This is a genomic window from Corynebacterium sp. MSK019, assembly GCF_030232425.1.
Taxonomy (GTDB): domain Bacteria; phylum Actinomycetota; class Actinomycetes; order Mycobacteriales; family Mycobacteriaceae; genus Corynebacterium; species Corynebacterium jeikeium_D.
The window spans coordinates 83078-105946 of record NZ_JASPJT010000007.1 but is presented as its reverse complement, the minus strand read 5'-3'; the positions used below and the strand labels follow the sequence as shown (position 1 = coordinate 105946).

Sequence of the window (22869 nt, the reverse complement as noted above, 5' to 3'; positions counted from 1 at the left end):
AGTCAGCGGATGGGCACAGGGGAACCGTTTTCGAACACCGCGGATTCGAGGGGAGTCAAAGGTGAGGTCGAGAAAAGTACCGAGCGGCGGTGATTGGGTGTGCACTAAGCCCATAGGCAACAATGGACACTATGACCACCGAGCCATCCACTTCGACCGAAGCGACGCAGAATCAGCGTGACATCGAGCTGATTGTCCCCGCCGGCGGTGACATCGTCACGAATGAAATCGAGATTAAGAAATCTCGCTTCATTACGTGGATCGCGCGTGCTGACGACGAAGACAGCGCCCGAGAGGTCATCAATTTGGCCAAGGCGGAGTACCCGGATGCTCGCCACCACTGCAGCGCATACATTCATGAGGTCGTCGGAGGGAATCGGGTGGAGCGATCCTCAGATGACGGTGAACCTGGTGGCACGGCAGGGCGCCCAATGCTCGATGTGCTCCAGGGCTCTGGAATGACGAATGTCACCGCCGTAGTGATCCGCTATTTTGGCGGCATCAAATTAGGCACGGGTGGGCTTGTGAGGGCCTATTCAGATTCGGTCTCAGAGTGTCTAGAAAAAGTCACGCGCATGCGGCGCGTGCAAAGAGCCTTGAGAGTAGTGAGTGTCTCCGCCGCAGATGCCGGTCGCATCGAAGCGGAATTGCGTGCTCGTGGTTATGAGATCGTGGAAACGCGGTGGGGCCAGAACGTGGAGTTTTCCATCGCGGTGACTGCCGATGGGATTGCCCAGCTTGACGGCGAAATGCAGGCGCTGACTAAGGGAGCTAGCGAGCCGTCTACGGACGGTGGCGAAATCTGGTGGGAGCTGCGCGCTTAACAGCCACTAACCCTGGTTCGGGGATTCCTCGCCGTTGTGTGCGCCGCGATGGCGCTTGAGAATTTCCACCAGCTCGTCCTTATTTTCCGCAATCTTTTCTGGCCGACCGAAGACGCAGACTGCCGCGACAGTAGCACCGTCTTCCTCCACTGCGATAGAGACACCGTCAACGCCACCGCCTTCGGCAATACCCGGGGCAGCACAGACGCCGGTCTCTGCGATTTCCCCGGCCTGGCGGAGGAAATCATCCACATAGACCTGGTCTTCCGGCCGCGCGGAGTTCAGGTAGGACCACAGTTCGCGCTTTTCAAACCGACTCATCAAAACCCAACCTGCAGAGGTGCGCAACAGCGAGCGCGGCAGGAAGTTCTCCGTCAGGTACTGGTAGCGCATGGATTCACCGACGGTTTTGAGGTAGAAAAGCTTGCCACCAACCGGCAGTGCCAGCACGGTAATCAAGCCAGTTTCGTTGTGAATCGCCTCGAGCTCAGCCGTCGGAACGTTGACCATGCGACGACCGGCCATGACGTTGAGCAGAAACGGTGCCATGCCGAGCGTGTAACGCTTGTTGGACTCGTCGAGGTAACCTGTCACAGTCAGACCGTTGACAAGGCCCTGCGTGGTACTGAGCGGATAGTTCAGCGTGTGAGCGATGTCAGTGAGGGTTAGACCTTCGTTAGAGCGCGCAACGAGTTCGAGGATCGCCGCAACGCGGTCGACCATGCGGTGGCGGGGGCGGACAGTTTCTGTCATAGGACTAACACTAGCAATCAACCTACGCCATTGTGTTAATTACCTACCCAAATAGGAATATCTAGCAGGTTTGCTATAGCTGTAGAAATTTTTCCCGAATTGTACGCCCTATCGACCTATGCGATGCGTCAGGGCGACCAGAACGCTCTAATATGTACTCCATGAGCTATCTTCAGCCCCAACCTCAGAACCCCATTGAGCTCCGCAAGAACGCGGTGCGAAAGTACTCCCGCAATGCCGTTGTATGGGCAGGCAGTGGTGTCGTCGGCGGTGCAGTGCTCGGACTTCTAGCCGGAAGCATGTCTCTATTCCTCATCCTGGCAGTAGTCGGCCTGGTCGGTGGTTTTCTCAATTGGCAAAAGGTTCAGCGGATTGTGAACTACAAGGATCCGCAGTAAATGCCTGCTCAGCAGCAATTGTCTACCGAGCCAGTGCGTATTGATGCCTGGATTTGGGCGGTCAGGTTGCTGAAAACTCGCTCATTGGCCGCAGATGCGTGCCGTGGCGGCCACGTCAAAGTCAACGGCGAAGCCGTGAAACCCTCAGTTCTGGTCGTTCCAGGGGATAGAGTGCGACTGTGGGCAAACCACCGCGAACACATTGTTGAGGTCACCAAGACGGTGAAGAAGCGGGTCGGAGCTCCGGTGGCCAGGCAGTGCTATATCGACCACTCTCCGCCGCCGCCCCCTAGGGAGATTCTCGCATCGATGCCGACGCGCGACCGCGGTGCCGGGCGGCCTACGAAGCGCGATCGCCGTCAGCTCGATCGTCTTCGGGGACGTCGCTCATAGGCATCCCGGCCTCCGCTAGTTGCTGCAACCGTGCGCGCAAACGGGCTGGTCGACGCTTCGGGTTATGGCTGGTATCTGCAGTGGCCTTGATGTGCTTTTCACCGCGAGCCGCTAGTAGTAGGTCATCGATAACACGCACATGGCCTGGGTTAAAGCGGTACTTCATGGCCTTGCTTACCGCACTGAGGCGCTGTGGATTAAGTAGCTCTCGCAGCTGCCCGACAGTGCGAATGCCATTGCGCTCCAGCAGTTCTTCTGCCCAGCCGTAATGTTCTGATTTCGATCGGGGCGCATCTGGAAGCAGCATCGTCAGCACGCCGGGTAGGGTTTCCTCAGTCACCACAATGTCATCGGCTGTGGTCTTTGCCGGAGCTGAGGGCTGTTTGCCCTCTCCCTGCGCGGAATCGTCCGGCGTGGATTCCTCCAGCACGGCAACGACTTGGTCGAACTGCTGATCCGCGAGCTCAATAAGGCCAGCGGCCAGCGCAAAAGCTCGATCAATCCGCGGGTCTGTCGCTCCCTCAGGGGCCTTATAGCGAATATCGTGCTCAAATTCCGCCCACGCATGCTGCAGCACAGTGCGCAGTTGCACCTCAAACTGCATATCCGCATATGGAGCTAGCTCTGACGGCGCCGCCGTCGACACCTTGCAGATCAAGTGCTGGGAGCCGTATCCCAACCGGCCGCTGATTCGTGTCTCCGCGGTTTTGTCAATCCTACGCAGCACAGTCAGCGAATCTCCCAGCGCATCCATGATCGCGGGAATCTCCGTCGAATGGTACGTGGTTACACGCACACCGATGATGTCGTGGATACCGTGCCACGGGTCAGGGTAGACGTAGTTGCCGTCCGCTTCACGACGCAGGGCCTTCTGCCGCAATGAGCGGAAAGACTTCACCCGCGCCGTGACATTGTCAAAGGCCAAACCGGCATCGGAGAGAATCTCTTTAATCGCATCGACAAAGTCCTGTGCGGCAGTGGGGTGCCGAGTTGCCCACGAGTCGTACTTCGACTGCAGCGCACGTGTAACCTCTCGATCCTCCGCCAACTGAGCCTTGCGGGTCTGCTCGCGGGAATCGTCGGCAAGCGAATCCTTCATCCGATTAGTCGTCATCGTCCTCGCGTACCAGCAGTGCTACTGGGAAGGAGCTGAACAGAGAAGCCACGGCGATGGTGCCTGACCAGGTATGGCCGGTGAAACGGTCGGTCCAAAACCCCTTGGGAAGTGTCACTGTAGTGTCGCCCCAACCGCCTTCGCGCTGCAGCCCCAGCGGACGGCGCGTCACCAGCGCGATAACATCTTCCGGCTCGCCCTTCGGTCCACGCGCCGCGCCGACCAGATGACGCTCGCCCACACCAACGGCGAATACTGGCTGGTAGGCACCGCCGACGAAGGACTCCGGGCGCTCCGCACGTAGCTTCACGCCGTGGTGAGTCACCATCAGCTTTGCGACGTCCGCATCGGCATCCGTAAAGTCCTCCGGCAGCTCAGCTGGGTGCTCTGGACTCTTAGTTACCGACGTGACCTCATCGCGGGCAACCTTATCCAGCGCCGCGACGCGCGCATCGTAGTCGACGAACCGGCGGTTGTCGGGATCAACCAGGGAGTCCTCTGTGAACTCCGTCCCCTGGTAGGTATCGGGGATGCCGGGGCCGACAAGCTGGAGGAGTTTGCGCGACAGAGACGTGGTCAGGGCAGCTGGCGCAATGGAGCGGACGAACTCTGTGATGGAGTCGGTCAGGGGGCCGTCGAGAAGCGCGTCGATCCAGCTGCGGATGCCGAGTTCGAACTCCTCGACCGGCTCCGTCCAGGAGGTGTGAACATCTGCCTCACGGATGGCCTTAATGGCGTAGTCGTGGAGGCGCTCGCGCAGTTCATCGGTAATTACGCCGTCGGTCGGCCAGACTCCGATGATGTTCTGCAACAGGAAGTAGCCGGTGGCATCGTCCGGGGCGGGGGTGATGGCCATCCAGTTGCGGACATTTTCAGCCCAGTCGCCGGAGACATCGGAGAGCTGGAGAATGCGGGCTCGGACATCTTCGCCGCGCTTGGTGTCGTGCGTGGACAGCGTGGTCATGGTTCGTGGCCAGAGGCGAGCACGTTCCGACTGCAACAGGTGGAACTCCGCCGCAGACATGCCGTAGCGACCCAAATCACCGCCGACTTCGTTCAGGCTGATCAGGCGGCAGGCACGGTAGAAGGTCGTGTCTTCGACACCCTTTGCCATGACCGCACCACAGACCTGCGCGAACCGCGTGGCGGCCTCACCACCGGCTACCAAACCTGCCGAAATGAGGTCGAGAGCAAAGACACGCGAGGGGAAACGCGCTGCCATTTCACCAATGACCGTGGAAGCCACTCGTGACAGGGAGACATAGTCCGAACGGTAGACAGGCATGGCAGCGACCAGCTTGCAGATGGTGTCGATAAGTACCTCATCGCTGACGCTGGTACCGCTGATAGACCAGTTATCGCGGCGCAGGGCACGTGCTAGACGACGGACTTCTGCAGCCAACTCGTGCGCTGCGACATCGTGTTTGAGAGCCTGCGCAGTTGCCTGCACGGCAGTTTTGTCCCAGGTTGAGCCGGACTGCTGCAGAGCCAACATGCTCATGGCGTCTCGGGAGTCGCGGTTGACGAAGACATTGTCGAACTCACGCAGGGCGTCGTAACCCGTGGTGCCGTCAACCTGGAGCCTCGGATCCAGTGGCTCTTCGGCACCCAGAATCTTCTCGATAACCAGCCACTTGTCATCGCCGAGTAGACGGCGCAGCTCACTGAGGTATCCGAATGGGTTGCTGAGGCCATCTGGGTGGTCAATGCGGACACCGTCAATGATGTCCGCAGCTAGCAGCTCGCGGATGATGCGGTGTGTGTGCTCGAATACCACCGGGTTTTCCTGGCGGATGCCGGCCAGGCCGTTGACGCTGAAGAATCGACGGTAGCCAATGACCCCGTCCTTCCAGTACATCAGGCGATAGGCCTGGCGATCATGTACTTCCTGCGGGGTGCCGTCCTCGGTGCCGGGGCGCACCGGGAATGTGTTGTCGTAGTAACGCAGAAGTGGCTCGTCGCCAGAGGTGTCGAGCTCCAGCTTGTCGATATCCTCCGGGGATCCCAGAACCGGCAACCCCATCTTGCCGTTGGCACCGTTGTCCTCGTGCCAGTCGATATCGAAGTATGGCTCGAACTGAGAATCCTTGCCATAGGTCAGAACGTCCCACCACCAGGCATTGAGCTTGGGCTCCTCAACACCGAGGTGGTTCGGTACCAGGTCGATAATGATGCCCAGACCGGCCTTGTGCGCCACCTGCGCGAGCTTCTGCAGCTCTTCCATGCCGCCGAGCTCCGGGTTCACCGTCGTCGGATCGATGACATCGTAGCCATGGTTAGACTCCGGTACGGCGGTGAGGATAGGCGACAGATACAGGTGTGAAATTCCGAGGTCTGCCAAGTAGCCGACCTGTTCAGCCGCGTCAGCGAACGTGAAAGCGCGCCCGTTTGGGTCGGCCTTGGGGCCACGGAGTTGGAGACGGTAGGTGGACGTAATTGGTCGGCGACTCATGTTCCCCTTTATACCGCCCACCAGGAAAAGCTGCTGCCTGACCGCTGTGGCAGCAGCTAGCCCCAGAGTCTGCACCCGCCGTCCGAATGCGAATTTTTTCTCGTGAACGTGGCCTAGAAGGGTGGCATTCCGTCATCGCCCGGCAGGGAAGTGGAACCAAACATTGGAACCGACTCACTGGAGTTGTCCCCGGTGCTGGCGCTAGGTGTTCCTTCCGCAGTGTCTCCCGCTTCGGACGCGCCATCCTCTTCCGGATTCAGCCCGAGTGCGGTGAAGAGCTCCTTCTCAGTCCAAATCTGGATTTCCTGGCCTTCGGCCTGCAGCTGTCGAGCCCTCTTCTCCTTCGACGTCACCGAATCCCACGGACCGGCGACCAAAATGGTCGTTTTCTTCGTGACACCCTTATTGATATTCGCACCTGCAAAGGCGATCTTATCCCACAGAAAACCCTTGTCATACGGTGCAAAATCGCCGGTCAGTGTCACCCGCTGCTGGTACAGCAGGCCGCTTGGATCCGCGTCCGGATTCGGGTCTGGAATGGTGTCCGGTGTCTTTGCCGCATCCCATTTCGCATTGCGACGCGGCCGACGTGACGGCGCGGAACTGCCGGACTGCGCACCAGCACCAGCACCAGTTCCCGCGTTGGTCCCGGCACCAGTGCTGGCGACGCCAGCCGGGTCATAGCGCACCATCCGCACTCGTCCACTGCCAATCTGGCCCAAGCTCAGCGAGACCTTCTGGCTCAAATCAGCCACCGATGTTGCGCGCTGCTGCTCCATCAACCACAGCGCTACCTCAGCACATGCGACCGCATCTGCCGTCGCATCATGATGATTCTCCAGCGACGCCCCCGCGGCCTCCGCCAACGTCGGCAGCTTCAAGTTGGGCAGCCCCAACTGCATCTGCCGAGCCCACATATAAGTACACGCAAAATTCAACTTCGGTGCTGGAATGCCTTCCGTCCGGCACGCCCGCGACAGGGCTGTGAAATCAAACCGCGCATTGTGAGCAACTACGTCCAAATCCCCAACGACGTCAACAAACTTCGCCAGCTGCTCCGGAAATGACGGCTCACCGGCCACATCCGCCGCCGTGATGCCATGAATCGCGACATTGGCTTCATCAAAATACTCCAGCCCCTTTGGCGGACGGCACATCCAGGAATAACGCTCCGTCACCTTCCCGCCACGCACGACCGCAACGCCAAGCTGAATAATCGAGCCGGTGTCTTCGTTCGCTGTCTCTACATCGAACGCCGCAAACGGTGCGATGTCCGACGCCGCAACCTCATCCCCCGTAGGAAGCGGTGCAAAAGGCACAGACTGCTTTACGACGTCGCCCGCGCCCTCAACCACACTCACGCCTTCGGTGACCGCCGCACGCTGTGCCACCCACGGCATCAACGTGGAAGTAAAAGCATCTGCTGAGTTGTAGAACTCCGGATTCTTGGCCATCTCCGCCACGAGGTCTGCCAGCAACTGCGCTGCTGCCTGACGATGAGGCATCACACGGGCCTTTGGCAAAGCTACTCCGAGGTCCACCGTGCCGGGGAAAAAGCGGTTGGCCGGAGTGTAGACACCGTTTTTACTTGCCGATGCGACCTCCGCAACGTCGGCAAGCGGGAGGGGCTTCGCGGGGTCGGTGCTAGCCGTGTTGATGGTGTGGGTAAGGCGGAGCCCATCTGCGGTAATAGTCACCGTGTCGCCTGTGAGCTCGAAGACGACGGCGGGCTCGGAGGATGGCGTGGTCGTAGTCATGCACTAGATGGTAGCGCCGATGGCGGATTGAGCCCCATAGAGGCTGCGGTACCTGCGGTTCTCGCCGAGTACACATGGCTTCCGACAATGTGGAAATGCCCACAAAAATAGGAATATTTATGGAGCGTTCGGACAGTGGGGGTGTCTGTACCCCTGAAAACCACATGTTTTGGGGGGTTAAATGTCCGGATGCATTTTGAGCGGGCGCTCCTTATACTTTTCGACGAACGGCGGTAACTGGTCGTTCGAGCTTTCGAGCTCAAGCGTAGGGCAAAGCGGAAACAACGTATGCCAGTGAAGCGATGAAATAAGGAGTAAACATTTTGAGCACGCATCCTGTGCACCCTGGTTCTATCTTGAACGATAATTTCCTCGAGCCGCGACACCTCTCTATCTACCGACTGGCTCTTGCCATCGGCGTGCCAAGCTCAACTCTGGAGCGCTTTCGCACCGGCCGCACTGCGGTCACTACTGACCTCGCAAATCGACTGTCCGACTACTTTGACACCGAGCCGGAGTACTGGTTGAACTCTCAGGCGGAGTTCAATATGCGCGCATCTGCGTAAGAAGACTTCACGCCAGCTCGGCTCCCGCAGTGCTGTGTTGACCCAAACCCTGTTTTGAGTTGAACTCAGAGCCGAAAATCCCCTGTCAGTGGAAGAAAAGCCTTCCGCCGACAGGGGATTTTTGTGTAGGAACCAACCCAGGCCCAGGCCCCTACACCCAACGCGGACGCGGCTAGTGTCGCTCGATCAGCACGATGGTAGAACGGGCTGGCACGCGGAGCTCGCCTTCTGGCTCAACGATGCGCTCGCGGGTCGGGCGACCCGTGATCTCTGTGGTGTCGATGATGACTTCCCAGCTGTGTGCGTATTCGGTGCCCGGAATTTGGAACATGATGTCCTCGTGGTGGGCGTTGAAGCACAGCAGGAAGGAGTCATCCTCAATCCTGTGACCTCGGCGGTCAGGCTCAGTGATGGCATCGCCGTTGAGCCAGACCATCAACGACTTGCCGAAGTCGAAGTTCCAGTCATCGGTCGTCATGACACGACCCTCATAGGTCAGCCAGGCAATGTCACGATCGTCGGTTTCCGCACCGAGCGGGCCACCGCGCAGGAAGCGGCGGCGTCGGAAGACTGGGTGTTCCGCACGCAGCTCAGTCAGGAACTGGGTGTATTCGACCAGTTCAGAGTTGGTACGAGTCTGATTCCAGTCGACCCAGGCCAAACGGTTGTCCTGGCAGTAGACGTTGTTGTTGCCCTTCTGGCCACGTCCCATTTCGTCACCGTGGCTAATCATCGGAGTGCCCTGGGACAGCAGGAGAGTGGTCAGGAAGTTACGATGCTGGCGAGCGCGCAGCGAAATGATGCGCTCGTCGTCGGTCGGGCCTTCCACACCGCAGTTCCACGAACGGTTGTGGGACTCGCCATCGCGGTTGTCCTCGCCGTTGGCCATATTGTGCTTCTCGTTGTAGCTGACCAAGTCATTGAGAGTAAAACCGTCATGCGCGGTCACGAAGTTAATCGACGCAGTTGGGCGGCGGTCATTGTTTGCATACAGGTCCGAGGAACCGGTGATACGTGAAGCGAACTCGCCGAGCGTGGATGGCTCACCGCGCCAGAAGTCGCGGATAGTGTCGCGGTACTTACCGTTCCATTCAGTCCACTGCGGTGGGAAGTTACCGACCTGGTAGCCACCTTCGCCGACATCCCACGGTTCTGCGATGAGCTTGACCTGGCTGACAATCGGATCCTGCTGCACCAAGTCAAAGAAGGCAGAGAGGCGATCCACATCGTGGAATTCTCGAGCCAGGGTGGATGCCAAATCGAAGCGGAAGCCGTCGACATGCATCTCGGAGACCCAGTAGCGCAGCGAATCCATGATGAGCTGCAGCGAGTGCGGGTGGCGCACATTCAGGGAGTTACCGGTGCCGGTGTAGTCCATGTAGTGCTGGCGATCGCCTTCGACCAGGCGGTAGTAGGCCTCGTTGTCGATGCCTCGGAAGCAGATGGTTGGGCCCATGTGGTTGCCCTCGGCGGTGTGGTTGTAGACCACGTCGAGGATAACCTCAATGCCGGCATCGTGAAATGCGCGCACCATGCCCTTGAACTCGCTGACTGCTCCGCCTGGCTTTTGGGAAGCCGAGTAGTCCTGATGTGGTGCTAGGAAACCGAAGGTGTTGTAGCCCCAGTAGTTGCGTAGCCCCTTTTCGCGCAGGTGGTCGTCCTGGAGGAACTGGTGGACCGGCATCAGTTCGATAGCCGTGACACCAAGGTCCTTGAGGTAGTCAATAATCGCCGGATGCGCGAGACCGGCATAGGTACCACGTAGCTCCTCCGGAATATCCGGGTGAGTCATGGTCATGCCCTTGACGTGGGCCTCGTAAATCACGGTCTCGTTGTACGGCGTGCGAGGTGCGCGGTCAGCGCCCCAGTCGAAGAATGGGTTGATGACCACGGAGGTCATGGTGTGTCCCAGGCTGTCCTCGGTGTTGCGCTTCGAGTGGTCATGAATGTCATAGTTGAACAGTGATGGGTGACCGTCGAATTCGCCGTCGAAAGCCTTGGCGTATGGGTCGACCAGCAGCTTGTTGGGGTCGCAACGCTTACCGTTGGCCGGATCGAATGGGCCGTGTACGCGGTAGGCGTAGCGCTGGCCCGGCATGATGGACGGGATGTAGCAGTGCCAGATATGCGCATCGACTTCTTCCAACTCAATGCGTGTTTCTTCGCCTTCGGCGCTAATCAGACAAAGCTCAACCTTTTCCGCAACGTCGGAAAAGAGTGCAAAGTTGGTGCCAGCGCCGTCGTAGGTAGATCCGAGCGGGTAAGGCTCACCCGGCCATACTTGATAATCGCCGACTGTATTTGCTTGGTTCATGTGACTACCTTAACCGTTTTGTAAAAAACATGAGCCTTTTTCGGTCCCGTGTGGGCGCGCCATCCGTCCCATCTGTCGAGCGCAATTCGCAAAAACGACCCCCAAGGAAAAATTCGAGTCGAACGATTAAGAGCATAAACTTCGCGTGAAAATAAGTATTTAACCCTGCAAGTGGGCAATTTGACACTCTAAACGCACCTTGGCGGGCGCCGAATCCCCAATACTCGCGGTCACCAACGCGCGAAGATCCCCAAAGGCCTTTACTTTTGGAGTTATGAGTCCACGAACCATTGGTGTAACGGAAGTAGCGTTCCGAGACGCTCATCAGAGCCTCATGGCAACGCGAATGGCTATGGAAGACATGGTCGATGTCTGTGAAGAAATGGACAAGGCCGGTTTTTGGAGTGTGGAGTGCTGGGGCGGCGCAACCTTTGACGCCTGCATCCGCTTCCTTAATGAAGATCCCTGGGAGCGCCTGCGGACATTCCGCAAGCTGATGCCGAACAGTCGCCTGCAGATGCTGCTGCGCGGCCAGAATCTTCTCGGTTACCGCCACTACGAGGACATGGTGGTTGACAAGTTCGTCGAGAAGTCCGCTGAAAACGGTATGGACGTATTCCGTGTTTTCGACGCGCTCAACGACCCACGCAATCTCGAGCACGCCATGCGCGCGGTCAAGAACGTCGACAAGCATGCGCAGGGCACGATCTGCTATACGACGTCTCCGCTTCACGACGTCGACGGGTACGTTAAGCTCGCTGGTCGTCTACTGGATATGGGGGCGGACTCCATTGCGTTGAAGGACATGGCAGCGCTGCTGAAACCTCAGCCGGCTTACGACATCATCCGCGGCATCAAGGAAACTTACGGCGAGGACACCCAGATTAACGTCCACTGTCACTCGACCACCGGTGTCACGATGGTGACTTTGATGAAAGCCATCGAAGCTGGTGCGGATGTCGTGGACACGGCAATTTCGTCGATGTCGCTGGGCCCGGGGCACAACCCGACCGAGTCGCTGGTGGAAATGTTGGAGGGAACCGACTACACCACCGACCTGAACATGGATAACCTGATCACCATTCGTGACCACTTCCGCAAGGTGCGCCCGAAGTACGCAGAGTTCGAGTCGAAAACCCTGGTCAATACCGACATTTTCATGTCGCAGATCCCCGGCGGCATGTTGTCGAACATGGAAAACCAGCTCAAGGCCCAGGGCGCGGGCGACCGCGTCGAAGAGGTCATGCGTGAAGTACCGATTGTCCGCAAGGACGCCGGTTACCCGCCGCTGGTGACTCCGAGCTCGCAGATCGTCGGCACGCAAGCTGTGTTTAACGTGCTGATGGGACGCTACAAGGTTATGACGGCTGAGTTCGCTGACCTCATGCTCGGCTATTACGGGCAGTGCCCGGGTGAGCGCAACCCAGAGCTGATTAAGCAGGCAGCGGAACAGACCAAGAAGGAAGAAATCACGGTTCGCCCGGCTGATCTTCTCGAGCCAGAGTGGGACGACCTGGTCGAGCAGGCCAAGGAGCTCGACGGTTACAACGGCACCGCCGAAGACGTCCTGACCAACGCACTGTTCCCATCCGTCGCACCGGGATTCTTCACCACGCGCGGCGAAGGGCCGAAGAACGTCGGTAAGACTGCCGAACAGCTCAAGCGCGAGGCGGAGCAGGCCTCTGGTGCTGCCAATGTCATTCGCGAGCCAATTCGCTACAAGGTTACCGTTGGCGGTCGCTCACAGACCGTCCAGGTGGAACCCGCCTAGGAACATCGGGAGAAGAGATAGCAATGTCGCAAAGTTCAGCAAACCAGCCGAATTCGGCGGATGCCGTCGCGCCGGGAGTCGATGCCTCGATGGCGGAGCGCCTGGATTTTTTGGATGCTCAGCGTCGCCGTGTTGAGGCCGGTGGCGGTGAAGCCCGCCAGGCCAAGCAGCACGAACGTGGGAAGATGACTGCCCGCGAGCGTATCGACAACTTCGTCGACGAGGGCACTTTCCGTGAAACCGGCATGTTCATGACTCACCGCACCACCGACTTCGGCATGGATACTGCCGACGCGCCTGCCGACGGTGTGGTCACCGGCACTGCCGCGGTTCTCGGCCGGGCAGTGCACGTGGCCTCCCAGGACTTCACGGTCATGGGTGGCTCCGCTGGTGAAACGCAGTCCCGCAAGGTTGCGGCCACCATGCGCGCTGCTGCCGACAACGGCACTCCGTTCGTGTTTATCAACGACTCCGGTGGTGCTCGCATTCAAGAGGGGATTGACTCTCTGTCGGGCTATGGCCAGGTCTTCTACAACAACGTGTGGCTATCCGGTCTGGTGCCGCAGATCTCCATCATTGCAGGCCCATGTGCTGGTGGCGCTGCCTACTCGCCAGCGCTGACCGACTTCATCATTCAGACTCGCAAGGCACAGATGTTCATCACCGGCCCGGGCGTTATTAAGTCTGTGACCGGCGAGGAAGTCACCTCCGAGCAGCTCGGTGGCGCTGATGCGCACATGGCCAAGGCCGGCAATATTGACTTCGTTGCCGACGATGACGAGCAGGCCATCCTGATTGCGCAGAAGCTCTTAAGCTTCCTGCCACAGAACAACACGGAAGAGCCGCCAATCGTGGATCCGGTATTCGACGCCGAGCCGGATCCAGAGCTCCGCGACATCGTCTCCGTCGATGGCAAGAAGGGCTACGACGTCCGCGAGGTCATCATCCGTATCGCCGACAATGGCGATTTCCTCGAGTGCCAGGCGGGTTTTGCCACCAACCTGGTTGTCGGCTTTGGTCGAGTTTTGGGCCGTACCGTGGGCTTTGTCGCCAACCAACCGAACGTGATGTCCGGTGTGCTGGACATCAATTCCTCGGACAAGGGCGCAAAGTTCATCCGCTTCTGCAATGCCTTTAACATCCCGCTGGTCACCCTGGTTGACGTTCCTGGCTTCATGCCGGGCGTCACCCAGGAGCATGGCGGCATCATCCGCCACGGCGCAAAGATGCTCTACGCATACTCCGCAGCGTCTGTGCCCAAGGTGACCGTCGTCATGCGTAAGGCCTACGGCGGTGCGTACCTGGCGATGTGCTCGAAGGACCTCGGTGCGGACTACGTATTCGCATGGCCGACCGCGGAAATTGCGGTGATGGGCGCAGAGGGCGCGGTCAACGTGGTCTTCCGAAAGGAAATTGCCGCCGCGGGCGACGAGGAAGAGCAGGCGCGCGTGCGCGACGAGCGTATCGCCGAATACAAGACACGCTTCTCGACGCCGTATGTCGCCGCCTCGCGAGGACTGGTCGACGACGTGATTGACCCGGCCGAAACCCGCCTGCGCGTGGCTGACGCACTGTCGGTTCTGCGTAACAAGCGCGAGGTTCGCCCGGCCAAGAAGCACGGATTGGGGCCGCAGTAATGTCTGACGGCATCGGTGAGATTAAGGAGCTGCGAGCGCTCGTCGCTGAACTGACCGACCGGTTGGATGCGACCTCGACAAGCTTGCAGAAGGCCACGGCACGCCTGAATCAGGCAGAAAGCGAGTTGGCTGAACTGCGCAAACGCGTGGACGCAGATATCCCCGAGGATACTGTCATCGCCATTTCGGCAGCGGTGTCTGCGTACCTGGGCAATCGCGGCAAGGTGAAGGCAATTCGATACAACCGCCATAAGACGTGGGCTGCGCAGGGACGCCAGATCCAGCAGCAGCGCAACCTGCGTTAGTTGGAAATTTTCGATACCCGACTTAATTGAGTCTGACTCATTGACTTTTGCTACGTGAGGATTGTTGAGCCATGAAATTGAAAGTGACTGTCGGCGGCATTGCCTACGATGTCGACGTTGAAGTAGTTGAGGAGCCCAAGCGTCTTTCGCCCATCGTGTTGGGTGGATCGTCGAGCGCTTCCGTTGAGCCGGCCACCGCTAGTGTCTCGGGTGTCTCCGCCAATTCGGTGGTGGCGCCACTGGCAGGTTCGGTCAGCAAGATTTTGGTCGAGGAAGGCCAGAAGATTGAGGCTGGGGAGGTGCTGCTCATTCTCGAGGCAATGAAGATGGAAACCGAGATTACGGCCCCGGCTGCAGGCACCGTCGGCTCTATTCATGTCGAAGTCGGCGACGCAGTGCAGGGCGGCCAGGGACTCGTCTCGATTGATTAGCCGCATTAGCCGGGGTGTAAAGATTTTGGGGTGAAGTCTTTCTAGCCCCGGTTGCTGGAAATACTTAAGGTTGCCTTAATATTTTCCTTATGAATGCCGTTCTTCTCGCCGTTTTGGTGATGCTAATCCTGGCGGTCTGCCGGGTACACGTTGTGCTAGCGCTGTTTATTGGCGCCTTAGTCGGTGGTCTTTCCGCCGGTATGGGGCTCGATGCCACAATGGTTGCCTTCCAGGAAGGCCTCTCTGGTGGTGCGAAGATTGCCCTGAGCTATGCCATGCTGGGTGCCTTTGCCATGGCAGTGGCATCCTCTGGGTTGCCCAAATTGCTGGCCGATTGGCTGATTGCCAAGATCGGTACGGAGGATGAAGGCGCTAAATCTAAGGCAGAGGCATGGACCAAGTGGGGTATGGTCGCCGGCATTTTGGCCATGGCGATTATGTCGCAGAACCTCATCCCAGTTCACATTGCGTTTATCCCGCTGATTATTCCGCCGCTGTTGCCGGTATTTAACCGCCTCAACATCGACCGTCGAATGATTACCAGTGTGATGACCTTCGGTTTGGTCACCACCTACATGTGGGTTCCGGTCGGATTCGGTTCTATCTTCCTGAACGACATCCTGCTGGGGAACATCGAGAATGCTGGCCTTGATGTTTCCAATATCAACATCATGATGACGATGGGCATCCCGGCTCTCGGCATGCTGGCCGGTCTGGCCATTGCCGTATTTTTCTCCTACCGGAAGCCACGGCATTACGAAGATCGGCCGATTGCCCAGTCCTCACACGCAGAAACCCAGTCTGACGAACCGGTGTCGAAGTACCGAGTTATCGTCGCTCTCGTTGCAATCGTGGTGACTTTCGTCGTCCAGATTGTGATGAATTCTATGGAGACCGATGCCGATCCGTTGCTGATTGGTGCACTCACTGGTCTGGCAATCTTCATGCTCACCGGCGCCGTGCGCTGGCGTGAGGCGGACGACGTGTTCACCGCCGGTATGAAGATGATGGCCCTGATTGGTTTCATCATGATTTCTGCACAGGGCTTCGCCTCGGTGATGTCGGAGTCCGGCCAGATCGAGCCGCTGGTGACCGCTACTGCAGAGCTGTTTGCGGGCAACAAGCCTGCCGCTGCATTCGCCATGCTGGTCGTTGGTCTGGTGGTCACGATGGGTATTGGTTCGTCCTTCTCGACGCTGCCGATTATCGCCATCATCTATGTGCCGTTGTGTGTATCGCTGGGCTTCTCGCCGATGGCTACCGTCGCCATCATTGGTACTGCAGGTGCTCTGGGCGATGCTGGTTCGCCGGCATCGGACTCGACGCTCGGCCCGACGATGGGTCTCAATGCCGACGGGCAGCACGACCACATTCGCGATTCGGTTATTCCGACCTTCCTGCACTTCAACCTGCCGCTGCTGGCAGCTGGTTGGGTAGCAGCTCTGGTGCTCTAGCGCCGCGGCTTGACCGTGAGTGTGATTGCTCCAGCGGGGCTTAATGACCTGCGATTCCCTTAGTCCCCGCAACCCCCGCAATTCCGGCGATAAAGAGCTCGGTTCCCAGTGCAATGCGCTGGCGGCCGAGCTCTTTTGCCTGTGCAGCCGCATCTTCAGAGGAAGTCTCGACCTCAGCGTCCTCATCGGCGGTGTCCTCGCCTCTGGTGTCACCCTTGTCGGAAGCGCCCGTGGCACCGTTCAGATTAAGCGCGATGGCTGTCTGCTGGTCGACTGTCGCTCCGAGAATGAAGTACACGAGGACAGACGCGGTATCAGCCACTGATGGGGTGCTGATGGAGGTTTCAGGTGCATTCTCCAGGACGTCGGCAAGCAGTTGTTCGGGGCGAATCGTGGCGGTGCCCGTAGCGAGCGCGGCCGAGACGACCTCGGCGCCATCCCGATGAGCGGTGAGGCAGGAGTAGAGCAGCTCGGCGACGGCTTCGATGTCGGCACGCCAATCGCCGGTGGCGGAAAACTCTGTGCAGGGAGCCAAGATGCGGTCAGCGACGGCGCCCAGCAGTGCCTGCTTGGAAGGGTAGTGCCAGTACATTGCGCCAGCGGCGGTACCCAAGTGGCGAGTCAGACGGCGGATCGTGAGATCGCCGAGTCCGTACTCGTTGAGAATGGTGAGAGCTGCGTCGACAATGATGTCCTTGGTCAATTGCACACTGCCTACCGTAGACGAAAGAAGAATCATCTGGAAGATGTCTCAAGGCTGAAATGGGGAGCGTAAATCCGCGACACGACGGGAATTGAACCCTGTTCGACATTCTGTAGACGCAGTATTAAGTTTGATAACTGAACAACTTCTGAAACGGTGTTCAAGTTTTATCCCCAGCCTCAAGGAGCATCACCCCCATGACTCAACAGCAGCAGGACATTTTGGAACTCGCCCGAGAAAAGGTGCTCGGCCGCGGTGAGGGGCTGAACTATGAGGAGACCCTGGCAGTTCTGAACCTCGATGATGACAGCATCGAGGATCTGCTGGGGCTGGCTCACGAGGTGCGCTTGAAGTGGTGCGGCGAAGAGGTCGAGGTTGAAGGCATTATCTCGCTGAAGACTGGCGGCTGCCCAGAGGACTGCCACTTCTGTTCGCAGTCGGGTCTGTTCGAGTCCCCGGTGCGTTCGGCATGGCTGGATATCCCGGCCCTGGTGGACGCCGCCAAGCAGACCGCAAAGTCGGGTGCGACTGAGTTCTGCATCGTTGCTGCAGTAAAGGGGCCGGACGAGCGACTGCTCAGCCAGATGGAACAGGCCGTCGCCGCCATTCAGGCAGAGGTTGACATTAATGTGGCCGCCTCTATGGGCATTCTGACGCAGGAGCAGGTAGATCGCCTGGCCAAGGCTGGTATTCACCGCTACAACCACAACCTCGAGACCGCCAAGAGCTACTTCCCGCAGGTCGTGACCACCCACACTTGGGAAGAGCGCCATGACACCCTGCGTATGGTCGGCGAAGCCGGCATGGAGGTCTGCTGTGGCGGCATCCTGGGTATGGGAGAGACCCTTGAGCAGCGTGCCGAGTTCGCTCAGGACCTGGCAGCTCTCAACCCGACCGAGGTGCCGATGAACTTCCTCGACCCGCGCCCGGGCACTCCGTTCGCCGGTCGCGAGCCGATGCCAGCCAAGGACGCACTGCGTGCCATCGGTGCCTTCCGTCTGGCACTGCCGAAGACCATCCTGCGTTTTGCTGGCGGTCGTGAGCTCACCCTGGGCGACCTGGGCGCAGAAAAGGGGCTACTCGGCGGTATCAACGCTGTCATTGTCGGTAATTACCTGACCACTCTGGGCCGTCCGGCGGAGCAGGACCTGGACATGCTTGGCAAGGTACGACTCCCAATTAAGGCCCTCAATGCAACTGTCTAAGCCTCGGACATCTAGCCCGCGCTCGCCGCGGAGTAAGAAAGTCGACTCCACAGAGCTGCTCCAGGCCATGGTGCTGGGAGATGAGCCCAAGTTCGATCCTTTTACCGGCGCCGACCTCGAAGCTGGTGAAGTGCGCGAACGCTCCTATGGTGCAAAAGCTGGACTGGAGGCGCCTCGGTTCTGCCAGCTCTGTGGGCGCCGGATGGTGGTGCAGGTGCGTCCGGACGGCTGGACTGCAAAGTGCTCGCGCCACGGCGAAGTGGACTCCGTTATGTTGGAGCAGCGATAAAAGGCGCTGATTGTGCTAGTGCGCCATTCGGGCACGCTAGTACCGGATGTGCGCCGTGAGGTAAGTTAGTCAACTATGACTATGAAAAATACCCGAGTCCCACACGTTGAAAAGCAGAGCGTGGCAATGGCCTCGGGTATTGTTCTCTTCTCCGTCGTAACGGGAACGATAGCCGGAGTGGCCTGGGCATTCCTACGCCCCAAGCAGCAAGTGCAAATGCTCCCGGATAACCAACTAGCGATTATTCAAGAAACCGTTGACGCTGGTTTTATTGGGCTGCTCTGGTTTGTTGCTGTCACTGCCATCAGCGGCCTGGTGCTGGGAATTACTACCTTCCGAAACCGTGCCATCACGACTCCTGTGCAGATGCTCACGGCAATTGGATGGGCAGGTTTCTCCGCGTTGATGAGCGCAGCAGTGACGTACCTCGTCGGTCAGTCGGTTGCGGCATTGCTCCAGCCGGATCTGGCGGGAATGCAGCCGGGCGATAAGTTCTCGGTGATTCCGGACTTCAAAACCTATGTAGCACTGCTGGTCGCGCCACTGGTTGCCATGCTCGCACTGTGGTCCCGGGTGCTGTTCCAAACGGACTTCACGGAAGGCAACGAGAGCGCTGCAGACAATGCTACGGACGCAGATTCGGTCACTAAGTGAGACGGTGAGGTTCGGCGTGGGGGGGGGGCCGTCGTAAAGCACTATTTCCTACTGAACAGGGGTAGTTATTGGGAAATAGGCTTATACAAGCCTTACAATTTTGGGAAATAGGTTCGTCTTCGATGTCAGTATTCGCCCCGATTTAGGGGCTTTTTCGATATTGTGTGGCGAGCTTAGGTCTCTTGCACTTGCCCGTTTGAGTCCGCTGCGAATGCCTCCGGGGACCGTTGCCGGTAACGGTGACGGCGTTTTCTCCGGTCGTAGCCACAGCCCATTGAAGTAAGGACGTAGTTTTCCGTGAATACCAGCCTTGCGGCCAATGCTTCCAGCCTGCCGCGCCTTGAATCGGATCTGTACGAATCGGTAGTCGATAAAGATGGCCGCTACGGTGGCGTAGTTGCAGATGAGCGCTGGGCCCAGGAGATTAAGCGCCTCGCCCGCGAATGCAATGCCGTAATTCTTGCGCACAACTACCAGCTGCCGGAGATTCAGGATATTGCCGATTACACAGGCGACTCCCTCGGACTTTCCCGCATCGCTGCGGAAACCGATGCTGACGTCATCGTCTTCTGTGGTGTTCACTTCATGGCGGAAACCGCCAAAATTCTGAGCCCAGAGAAGACCGTCCTTATTCCGGACGAGCGCGCCGGCTGCTCCCTGGCGGACTCCATCACCGCAGATGAACTGGCCGAGTGGAAGGCAGAGAATCCCGGCGCACTGGTAGTCAGCTACGTCAACACCACGGCAGACGTAAAGGCTCTGACCGACATCTGCTGTACTTCCTCCAACGCCGTCGACGTGGTCAAGTCCATCCCGGAAGACCAGGAGATCCTGTTCAACCCGGATCAGTTCCTCGGCGCACACGTCCGCCGTGAGACCGGCCGCGACAACATCAAGGTATGGGCTGGTGAGTGCCATGTCCACGCCAACATCAACGGTGAGGAACTCGCGCACCGCGCGGAGGAGAACGCCGATTCGCAGCTGTTCATTCACCCGGAGTGCGGTTGCGCGAACTCTGCGATTTACCTCGCAGGTGAAGGCACCATCGAGCCCGAGCGCGTGCAGATGCTCTCCACCGGCGAGATGCTGACCGAGGCGCAGAAGCTGAAGGAGAACAAGCCCAACGGCAAGGTGCTCGTGGCCACTGAGGTGGGCATGCTCCACCAGCTGCGCAAGGCCGCACCGGATGTCGACTTTGAGCCGGTCAACGACCGCGCTTCCTGCTCGTACATGAAGCTCATCACTCCGGCGGCTCTGCTGCGCTGCCTCGTTGAGGGCACTGATGAAGTCGATGTCGAGCCGGATGTCGCCGACAAGGCGCGCGCTTCGGTCGAGCGCATGATCGCCATCGGTAACCCAGGCGGAGGCGAGTAACACGTTTGGTCTGCGCCCATCATTCGACAGTTGGACACTGACGTGTGACTTCCTCGTCATCGGCGGGGGAGTCGCAGGGCTCAGTGCTGCGCGTCGGGCTCTTGAGCTCGGCCTCGACGTGCTGGTTATCGACAGCGTCGAGTGGCGCGTCGGTGCCCGCAAACAGCTGCGTTTCGCCGATGCTGCCACGAATCTCGCCCAGGGCGGGCTCGCGGTCGTCGGGCTTGACGACGACCCCAGCGGCCATGTGGCCAACGGGTTCGACGACACCACTGATTCCCATATCGCGGATACTCTCGATGCCGGTGCCGGACACGGCGATGAAGAGGCTGTGGCTTCCATCATCCGCGCCGGCGCTGCGGCGACCGAGTGGCTAATCGGGCTAGGCGCTACATTCGACCCGGCACCGGATAACCCGGCCGTTTATTCCCGCACTAAAGAGGGCGGACACCACGCGCGGCGCATCATTCATGCCGGCGGTGACGCCACTGGTGCTGAAATCGAGCGCGCCCTAGAAGCCTCAGTTACCGGCGTGCGAGTACTACAAAACGCCACAGCGCGCCAGCTCATCGTTGGCAAAGACGGCCGCGTGCTGGGGGCGCTGGTAGCGGATCCCCGTGGGGGTGGAGCTATTCGAGCAGGCGCCACTCTGCTGGCTACCGGCGGCGTGGGCCATATTTACCGCGCGACCACGGCCCCCTCGGGTGCCCGCGGTGAGGCTATCGGCATGGCCTCCGATGCTGGCGCGGAGATTCGGGACATGGAGTTTATCCAGTTTCACCCGACGGTGCTCTATGACGAGCGCTCGGCATCAGATGGCACCGGCCGACGCCATCTCATCAGCGAGGCTGTCCGTGGTGAAGGAGCCATTCTCGTCGACTCCCGGGGCAACAGTGTGACCGCCGGCGTTGACCCTCGCGGGGACCTGGCTCCGCGCGATATCGTCTCGCGCGCCATCGCGACTCGCATGCGCGAGCTCGGCGAGGACCACGTCTTCCTCGACGCACGTCACATCGACAACTTCGCCGCCCGCTTTCCGACGATCACAGCGGGCCTGACCGCAGCGGAGATTGATCCGACCAAGGACCTCATTCCCGTGGCCCCGGCGGTCCACTACACCTGTGGTGGTATTGCCGTCGACCCATTCGGTGCAACTAGTGTGCCGGGCCTCTATGCGGCCGGCGAATGCTCCGCAACAGGGCTCCACGGTGCCAACAGGTTGGCCTCCAATTCGTTGCTGGAGGGCCTGGTCGTCGGCAAGCGGGTGGCCGAAAAAGTCGCTGAAACACACGCTGTGCCGGTCGGGGACGAGGAATTCGCAGCGGCCGTTGAAAGCCTGCCTCAGCCACGGCCAGAACTGGAACCACGGCAGCTTTTCCGGTTGCAGACGGCGATGCAGGAAGGCGCTGGTGTAACGCGTAATGAGCAGAGCTTGCGGCAGGCGTTGGCGGTTATCGATCGGCTCCCGCAATCGGTTCAGGTCGTGGCCGCAAGGAAAGTCGTCGAAGCAGCATTGGCACGACCATATACTTTGGGGTGCCACACTTGGTTTGAAAAGGATGGGGATTAGCTAACCATGACTCTTGAGAAGGACACTCTGCGCGGGGTGCTGAACGAAAACATCACCCGTGGCCTCATTCGGACGGCACTACAGGAAGACATGAGCTTCGGGCCGGATGTGACCTCGCTGTCGACAGTCTCGGCATCTGCGCAGGCACTCGCCCGCCTGGTGGCCCGGCAAGAGGGCGTTATCGCGGCAATCGATGCGGTGGAGTGGACGCTGCAGGAGGTCATCTCGGGTGAGTTCACCGTCGAAAAGCACGTTGAAGATGGCACCCTGGTGCGTCCTGGCACAGTGCTGGCAACGATTTCTGCGCCGACTCGGGGGTTGCTGACTGCTGAGCGGACAATGCTGAATATCCTCACGCACGCCAGTGGTGTAGCTACTGCGACGCGCCAGTGGGCTGACGCGATTATCGGCACCGGTGCGCGGGTGCGCGATTCCCGAAAGACGCTGCCGGGGCTGCGCAACCTGGAAAAGTATGCTGTGACCTGCGGCGGCGGAATTAACCACCGCTACGCTTTGGGCGATGAAGCACTGATTAAGGACAATCACGTGGTGGCTGTCGGTTCCGTGTCCGGTGCGTTGAAGAGGGTGCGGGATCAGTACCCGGAGCTGCCGTGTGAGGTGGAAGTCGATACCCTCGCACAGCTCGATGAGATCCTGCCGATGAAGCCGGACATCGTCATGCTGGACAACTTCGAGGTCTGGGAGACCCAGATTGCGGTGCAGCGCCGCTCGCAGATTTCTCCGGCCACGCAGCTTGAGTCCTCTGGTGGACTGACCATCGATGTGGCTCGTGAGTACGCGTCCTGTGGTGTCGATTACCTGGCTGTGGGCGCGCTAACCCACTCGGCCAAGGTGTTCGATGTCGGACTCGACTTCGACGAGCAGTAGCTGAATCAGCCCCCGGT

The 22869-nt window shown here is 59.3% G+C and carries 21 protein-coding genes; 15 read left to right on the top strand and 6 right to left on the bottom strand.

Annotated elements, in window-relative coordinates:
- The first annotated feature begins 122 nt into the window (after nucleotides 1-122).
- The gene (locus QP982_RS06605; protein WP_502870637.1) at nucleotides 123-824 is read left to right on the top strand and encodes a YigZ family protein; all 702 of its coding nucleotides are present in this window, start codon (nucleotides 123-125) and stop codon (nucleotides 822-824) included.
- 6 nt (nucleotides 825-830) lie between these two features.
- Here QP982_RS06605 and QP982_RS06600 read toward each other — a convergent pair whose 3' ends face one another.
- A complete protein-coding gene (locus QP982_RS06600) occupies nucleotides 831-1577 on the bottom strand; it encodes a helix-turn-helix domain-containing protein (RefSeq protein WP_016422973.1) in 747 nt (248 codons plus the stop codon).
- A gap of 152 nt (nucleotides 1578-1729) precedes the next feature.
- Between QP982_RS06600 and QP982_RS06595 the strand changes: the two genes are divergently transcribed.
- Entirely contained in the window at nucleotides 1730-1975 is a 246-nt protein-coding gene (locus tag QP982_RS06595) for a hypothetical protein (RefSeq protein ID WP_005510313.1), read from the top strand.
- Nucleotides 1976-2368, top strand: a complete 393-nt coding sequence (locus tag QP982_RS06590; protein WP_080969602.1) for an RNA-binding S4 domain-containing protein — start codon at nucleotides 1976-1978, stop codon at nucleotides 2366-2368. It begins immediately after the preceding gene.
- Here the strand turns inward: QP982_RS06590 and QP982_RS06585 are convergent.
- From QP982_RS06585 to QP982_RS06575, 3 genes are all read right to left on the bottom strand, one after another.
- Nucleotides 2316-3482: a GTP pyrophosphokinase gene (locus tag QP982_RS06585; protein WP_284870331.1), complete on the bottom strand. Its 1167-nt coding sequence runs from the start codon at nucleotides 3480-3482 to the stop codon at nucleotides 2316-2318. The genes QP982_RS06590 and QP982_RS06585 overlap by 53 nt on opposite strands.
- The gene (treY, locus tag QP982_RS06580; RefSeq protein WP_070429576.1) at nucleotides 3472-5934 is read right to left on the bottom strand and encodes a malto-oligosyltrehalose synthase; all 2463 of its coding nucleotides are present in this window, start codon (nucleotides 5932-5934) and stop codon (nucleotides 3472-3474) included. Before treY ends, QP982_RS06585 begins: the two co-directional genes overlap by 11 nt.
- 113 nt (nucleotides 5935-6047) lie before the next feature.
- Nucleotides 6048-7691, bottom strand: a complete 1644-nt coding sequence (locus tag QP982_RS06575; protein ID WP_070652771.1) for an exonuclease domain-containing protein — start codon at nucleotides 7689-7691, stop codon at nucleotides 6048-6050.
- A 323-nt stretch (nucleotides 7692-8014) separates the two neighbouring features.
- On the opposite strand from QP982_RS06575, the gene QP982_RS06570 reads away from it, so the two are divergent.
- On the top strand, nucleotides 8015-8257 hold the full coding sequence (locus QP982_RS06570) for a HigA family addiction module antitoxin (protein WP_005510305.1): 243 nt from the start codon (nucleotides 8015-8017) through the stop codon (nucleotides 8255-8257).
- A 172-nt stretch (nucleotides 8258-8429) separates the two neighbouring features.
- Here QP982_RS06570 and glgX read toward each other — a convergent pair whose 3' ends face one another.
- Entirely contained in the window at nucleotides 8430-10571 is a 2142-nt protein-coding gene (glgX, locus tag QP982_RS06565; RefSeq protein WP_048734718.1) for a glycogen debranching protein GlgX, read from the bottom strand.
- Between the two features lie 274 nt (nucleotides 10572-10845).
- Here glgX and QP982_RS06560 point away from each other — a divergent pair, with 274 nt between their 5' ends.
- The 5 genes from QP982_RS06560 to QP982_RS06540 all read left to right on the top strand — a co-directional run bounded on the left by QP982_RS06560 (nucleotide 10846) and on the right by QP982_RS06540 (nucleotide 16169).
- Complete coding sequence (locus tag QP982_RS06560; protein ID WP_070652772.1) at nucleotides 10846-12342, top strand: methylmalonyl-CoA carboxytransferase subunit 5S; 1497 nt, start codon at nucleotides 10846-10848, stop codon at nucleotides 12340-12342.
- 23 nt (nucleotides 12343-12365) lie between these two features.
- On the top strand, nucleotides 12366-13979 hold the full coding sequence (locus QP982_RS06555) for an acyl-CoA carboxylase subunit beta (RefSeq protein WP_070652773.1): 1614 nt from the start codon (nucleotides 12366-12368) through the stop codon (nucleotides 13977-13979).
- The gene (locus tag QP982_RS06550) at nucleotides 13979-14284 is read left to right on the top strand and encodes a hypothetical protein (protein WP_016422965.1); all 306 of its coding nucleotides are present in this window, start codon (nucleotides 13979-13981) and stop codon (nucleotides 14282-14284) included. Before QP982_RS06555 ends, QP982_RS06550 begins: the two co-directional genes overlap by 1 nt.
- A 71-nt stretch (nucleotides 14285-14355) precedes the next feature.
- Nucleotides 14356-14715 carry a biotin/lipoyl-containing protein gene (locus QP982_RS06545; protein WP_016422964.1) on the top strand — a complete coding sequence of 120 codons (360 nt, stop codon included), beginning with the start codon at nucleotides 14356-14358 and terminating at the stop codon, nucleotides 14713-14715.
- 89 nt (nucleotides 14716-14804) lie between these two features.
- Nucleotides 14805-16169 carry a Na+/H+ antiporter family protein gene (locus QP982_RS06540; RefSeq protein WP_016422963.1) on the top strand — a complete coding sequence of 455 codons (1365 nt, stop codon included), beginning with the start codon at nucleotides 14805-14807 and terminating at the stop codon, nucleotides 16167-16169.
- A 40-nt stretch (nucleotides 16170-16209) separates the two neighbouring features.
- On the opposite strand, the gene QP982_RS06535 is transcribed toward QP982_RS06540, so the two are convergent.
- Complete coding sequence (locus tag QP982_RS06535; RefSeq protein WP_284870330.1) at nucleotides 16210-16878, bottom strand: TetR family transcriptional regulator; 669 nt, start codon at nucleotides 16876-16878, stop codon at nucleotides 16210-16212.
- 191 nt (nucleotides 16879-17069) lie between these two features.
- On the opposite strand from QP982_RS06535, the gene bioB reads away from it, so the two are divergent.
- The 6 genes from bioB (at nucleotide 17070) to nadC (ending at nucleotide 22852) form a co-directional block, all read left to right on the top strand.
- Nucleotides 17070-18077, top strand: coding sequence for a biotin synthase BioB (gene bioB, locus QP982_RS06530; protein WP_284870329.1), 1008 nt, complete (start codon nucleotides 17070-17072; stop codon nucleotides 18075-18077).
- On the top strand, nucleotides 18064-18366 hold the full coding sequence (gene bsaP, locus QP982_RS06525; RefSeq protein WP_016422960.1) for a biotin synthase auxiliary protein BsaP: 303 nt from the start codon (nucleotides 18064-18066) through the stop codon (nucleotides 18364-18366). Before bioB ends, bsaP begins: the two co-directional genes overlap by 14 nt.
- 75 nt (nucleotides 18367-18441) lie before the next feature.
- Nucleotides 18442-19020 carry a hypothetical protein gene (locus tag QP982_RS06520; RefSeq protein ID WP_049190416.1) on the top strand — a complete coding sequence of 193 codons (579 nt, stop codon included), beginning with the start codon at nucleotides 18442-18444 and terminating at the stop codon, nucleotides 19018-19020.
- 297 nt (nucleotides 19021-19317) lie between these two features.
- The gene (gene nadA, locus QP982_RS06515; RefSeq protein WP_502870636.1) at nucleotides 19318-20394 is read left to right on the top strand and encodes a quinolinate synthase NadA; all 1077 of its coding nucleotides are present in this window, start codon (nucleotides 19318-19320) and stop codon (nucleotides 20392-20394) included.
- Nucleotides 20395-20404: 10 nt separating this feature from the next.
- On the top strand, nucleotides 20405-21964 hold the full coding sequence (nadB, locus tag QP982_RS06510; RefSeq protein WP_284870341.1) for an L-aspartate oxidase: 1560 nt from the start codon (nucleotides 20405-20407) through the stop codon (nucleotides 21962-21964).
- 6 nt (nucleotides 21965-21970) lie between these two features.
- Complete coding sequence (gene nadC / locus QP982_RS06505; RefSeq protein WP_016422956.1) at nucleotides 21971-22852, top strand: carboxylating nicotinate-nucleotide diphosphorylase; 882 nt, start codon at nucleotides 21971-21973, stop codon at nucleotides 22850-22852.
- The last annotated feature ends 17 nt before the right edge of the window (nucleotides 22853-22869 follow it).

Bases quoted from the DNA above. Each gene is read 5' to 3' on its own strand.
- QP982_RS06555 (WP_070652773.1), top strand. From the start codon at position 12,366: ATGTCGCAAAGTTCAGCAAACCAGCCGAATTCGGCGGATGCCGTCGCG.
- QP982_RS06560 (WP_070652772.1), top strand. From the start codon at position 10,846: ATGAGTCCACGAACCATTGGTGTAACGGAAGTAGCGTTCCGAGACGCT.
- QP982_RS06605 (WP_502870637.1), top strand. From the start codon at position 123: ATGGACACTATGACCACCGAGCCATCCACTTCGACCGAAGCGACGCAG.
- QP982_RS06550 (WP_016422965.1), top strand. From the start codon at position 13,979: ATGTCTGACGGCATCGGTGAGATTAAGGAGCTGCGAGCGCTCGTCGCT.
- QP982_RS06595 (WP_005510313.1), top strand. From the start codon at position 1,730: ATGTACTCCATGAGCTATCTTCAGCCCCAACCTCAGAACCCCATTGAG.
- QP982_RS06590 (WP_080969602.1), top strand. From the start codon at position 1,976: ATGCCTGCTCAGCAGCAATTGTCTACCGAGCCAGTGCGTATTGATGCC.
- bioB (WP_284870329.1), top strand. From the start codon at position 17,070: ATGACTCAACAGCAGCAGGACATTTTGGAACTCGCCCGAGAAAAGGTG.
- QP982_RS06575 (WP_070652771.1), bottom strand. From the start codon at position 7,691: ATGACTACGACCACGCCATCCTCCGAGCCCGCCGTCGTCTTCGAGCTC.
- QP982_RS06545 (WP_016422964.1), top strand. From the start codon at position 14,356: ATGAAATTGAAAGTGACTGTCGGCGGCATTGCCTACGATGTCGACGTT.
- QP982_RS06520 (WP_049190416.1), top strand. From the start codon at position 18,442: ATGACTATGAAAAATACCCGAGTCCCACACGTTGAAAAGCAGAGCGTG.
- glgX (WP_048734718.1), bottom strand. From the start codon at position 10,571: ATGAACCAAGCAAATACAGTCGGCGATTATCAAGTATGGCCGGGTGAG.
- bsaP (WP_016422960.1), top strand. From the start codon at position 18,064: ATGCAACTGTCTAAGCCTCGGACATCTAGCCCGCGCTCGCCGCGGAGT.
- QP982_RS06540 (WP_016422963.1), top strand. From the start codon at position 14,805: ATGAATGCCGTTCTTCTCGCCGTTTTGGTGATGCTAATCCTGGCGGTC.
- QP982_RS06585 (WP_284870331.1), bottom strand. From the start codon at position 3,482: ATGACGACTAATCGGATGAAGGATTCGCTTGCCGACGATTCCCGCGAG.
- treY (WP_070429576.1), bottom strand. From the start codon at position 5,934: ATGAGTCGCCGACCAATTACGTCCACCTACCGTCTCCAACTCCGTGGC.
- nadC (WP_016422956.1), top strand. From the start codon at position 21,971: ATGACTCTTGAGAAGGACACTCTGCGCGGGGTGCTGAACGAAAACATC.
- QP982_RS06600 (WP_016422973.1), bottom strand. From the start codon at position 1,577: ATGACAGAAACTGTCCGCCCCCGCCACCGCATGGTCGACCGCGTTGCG.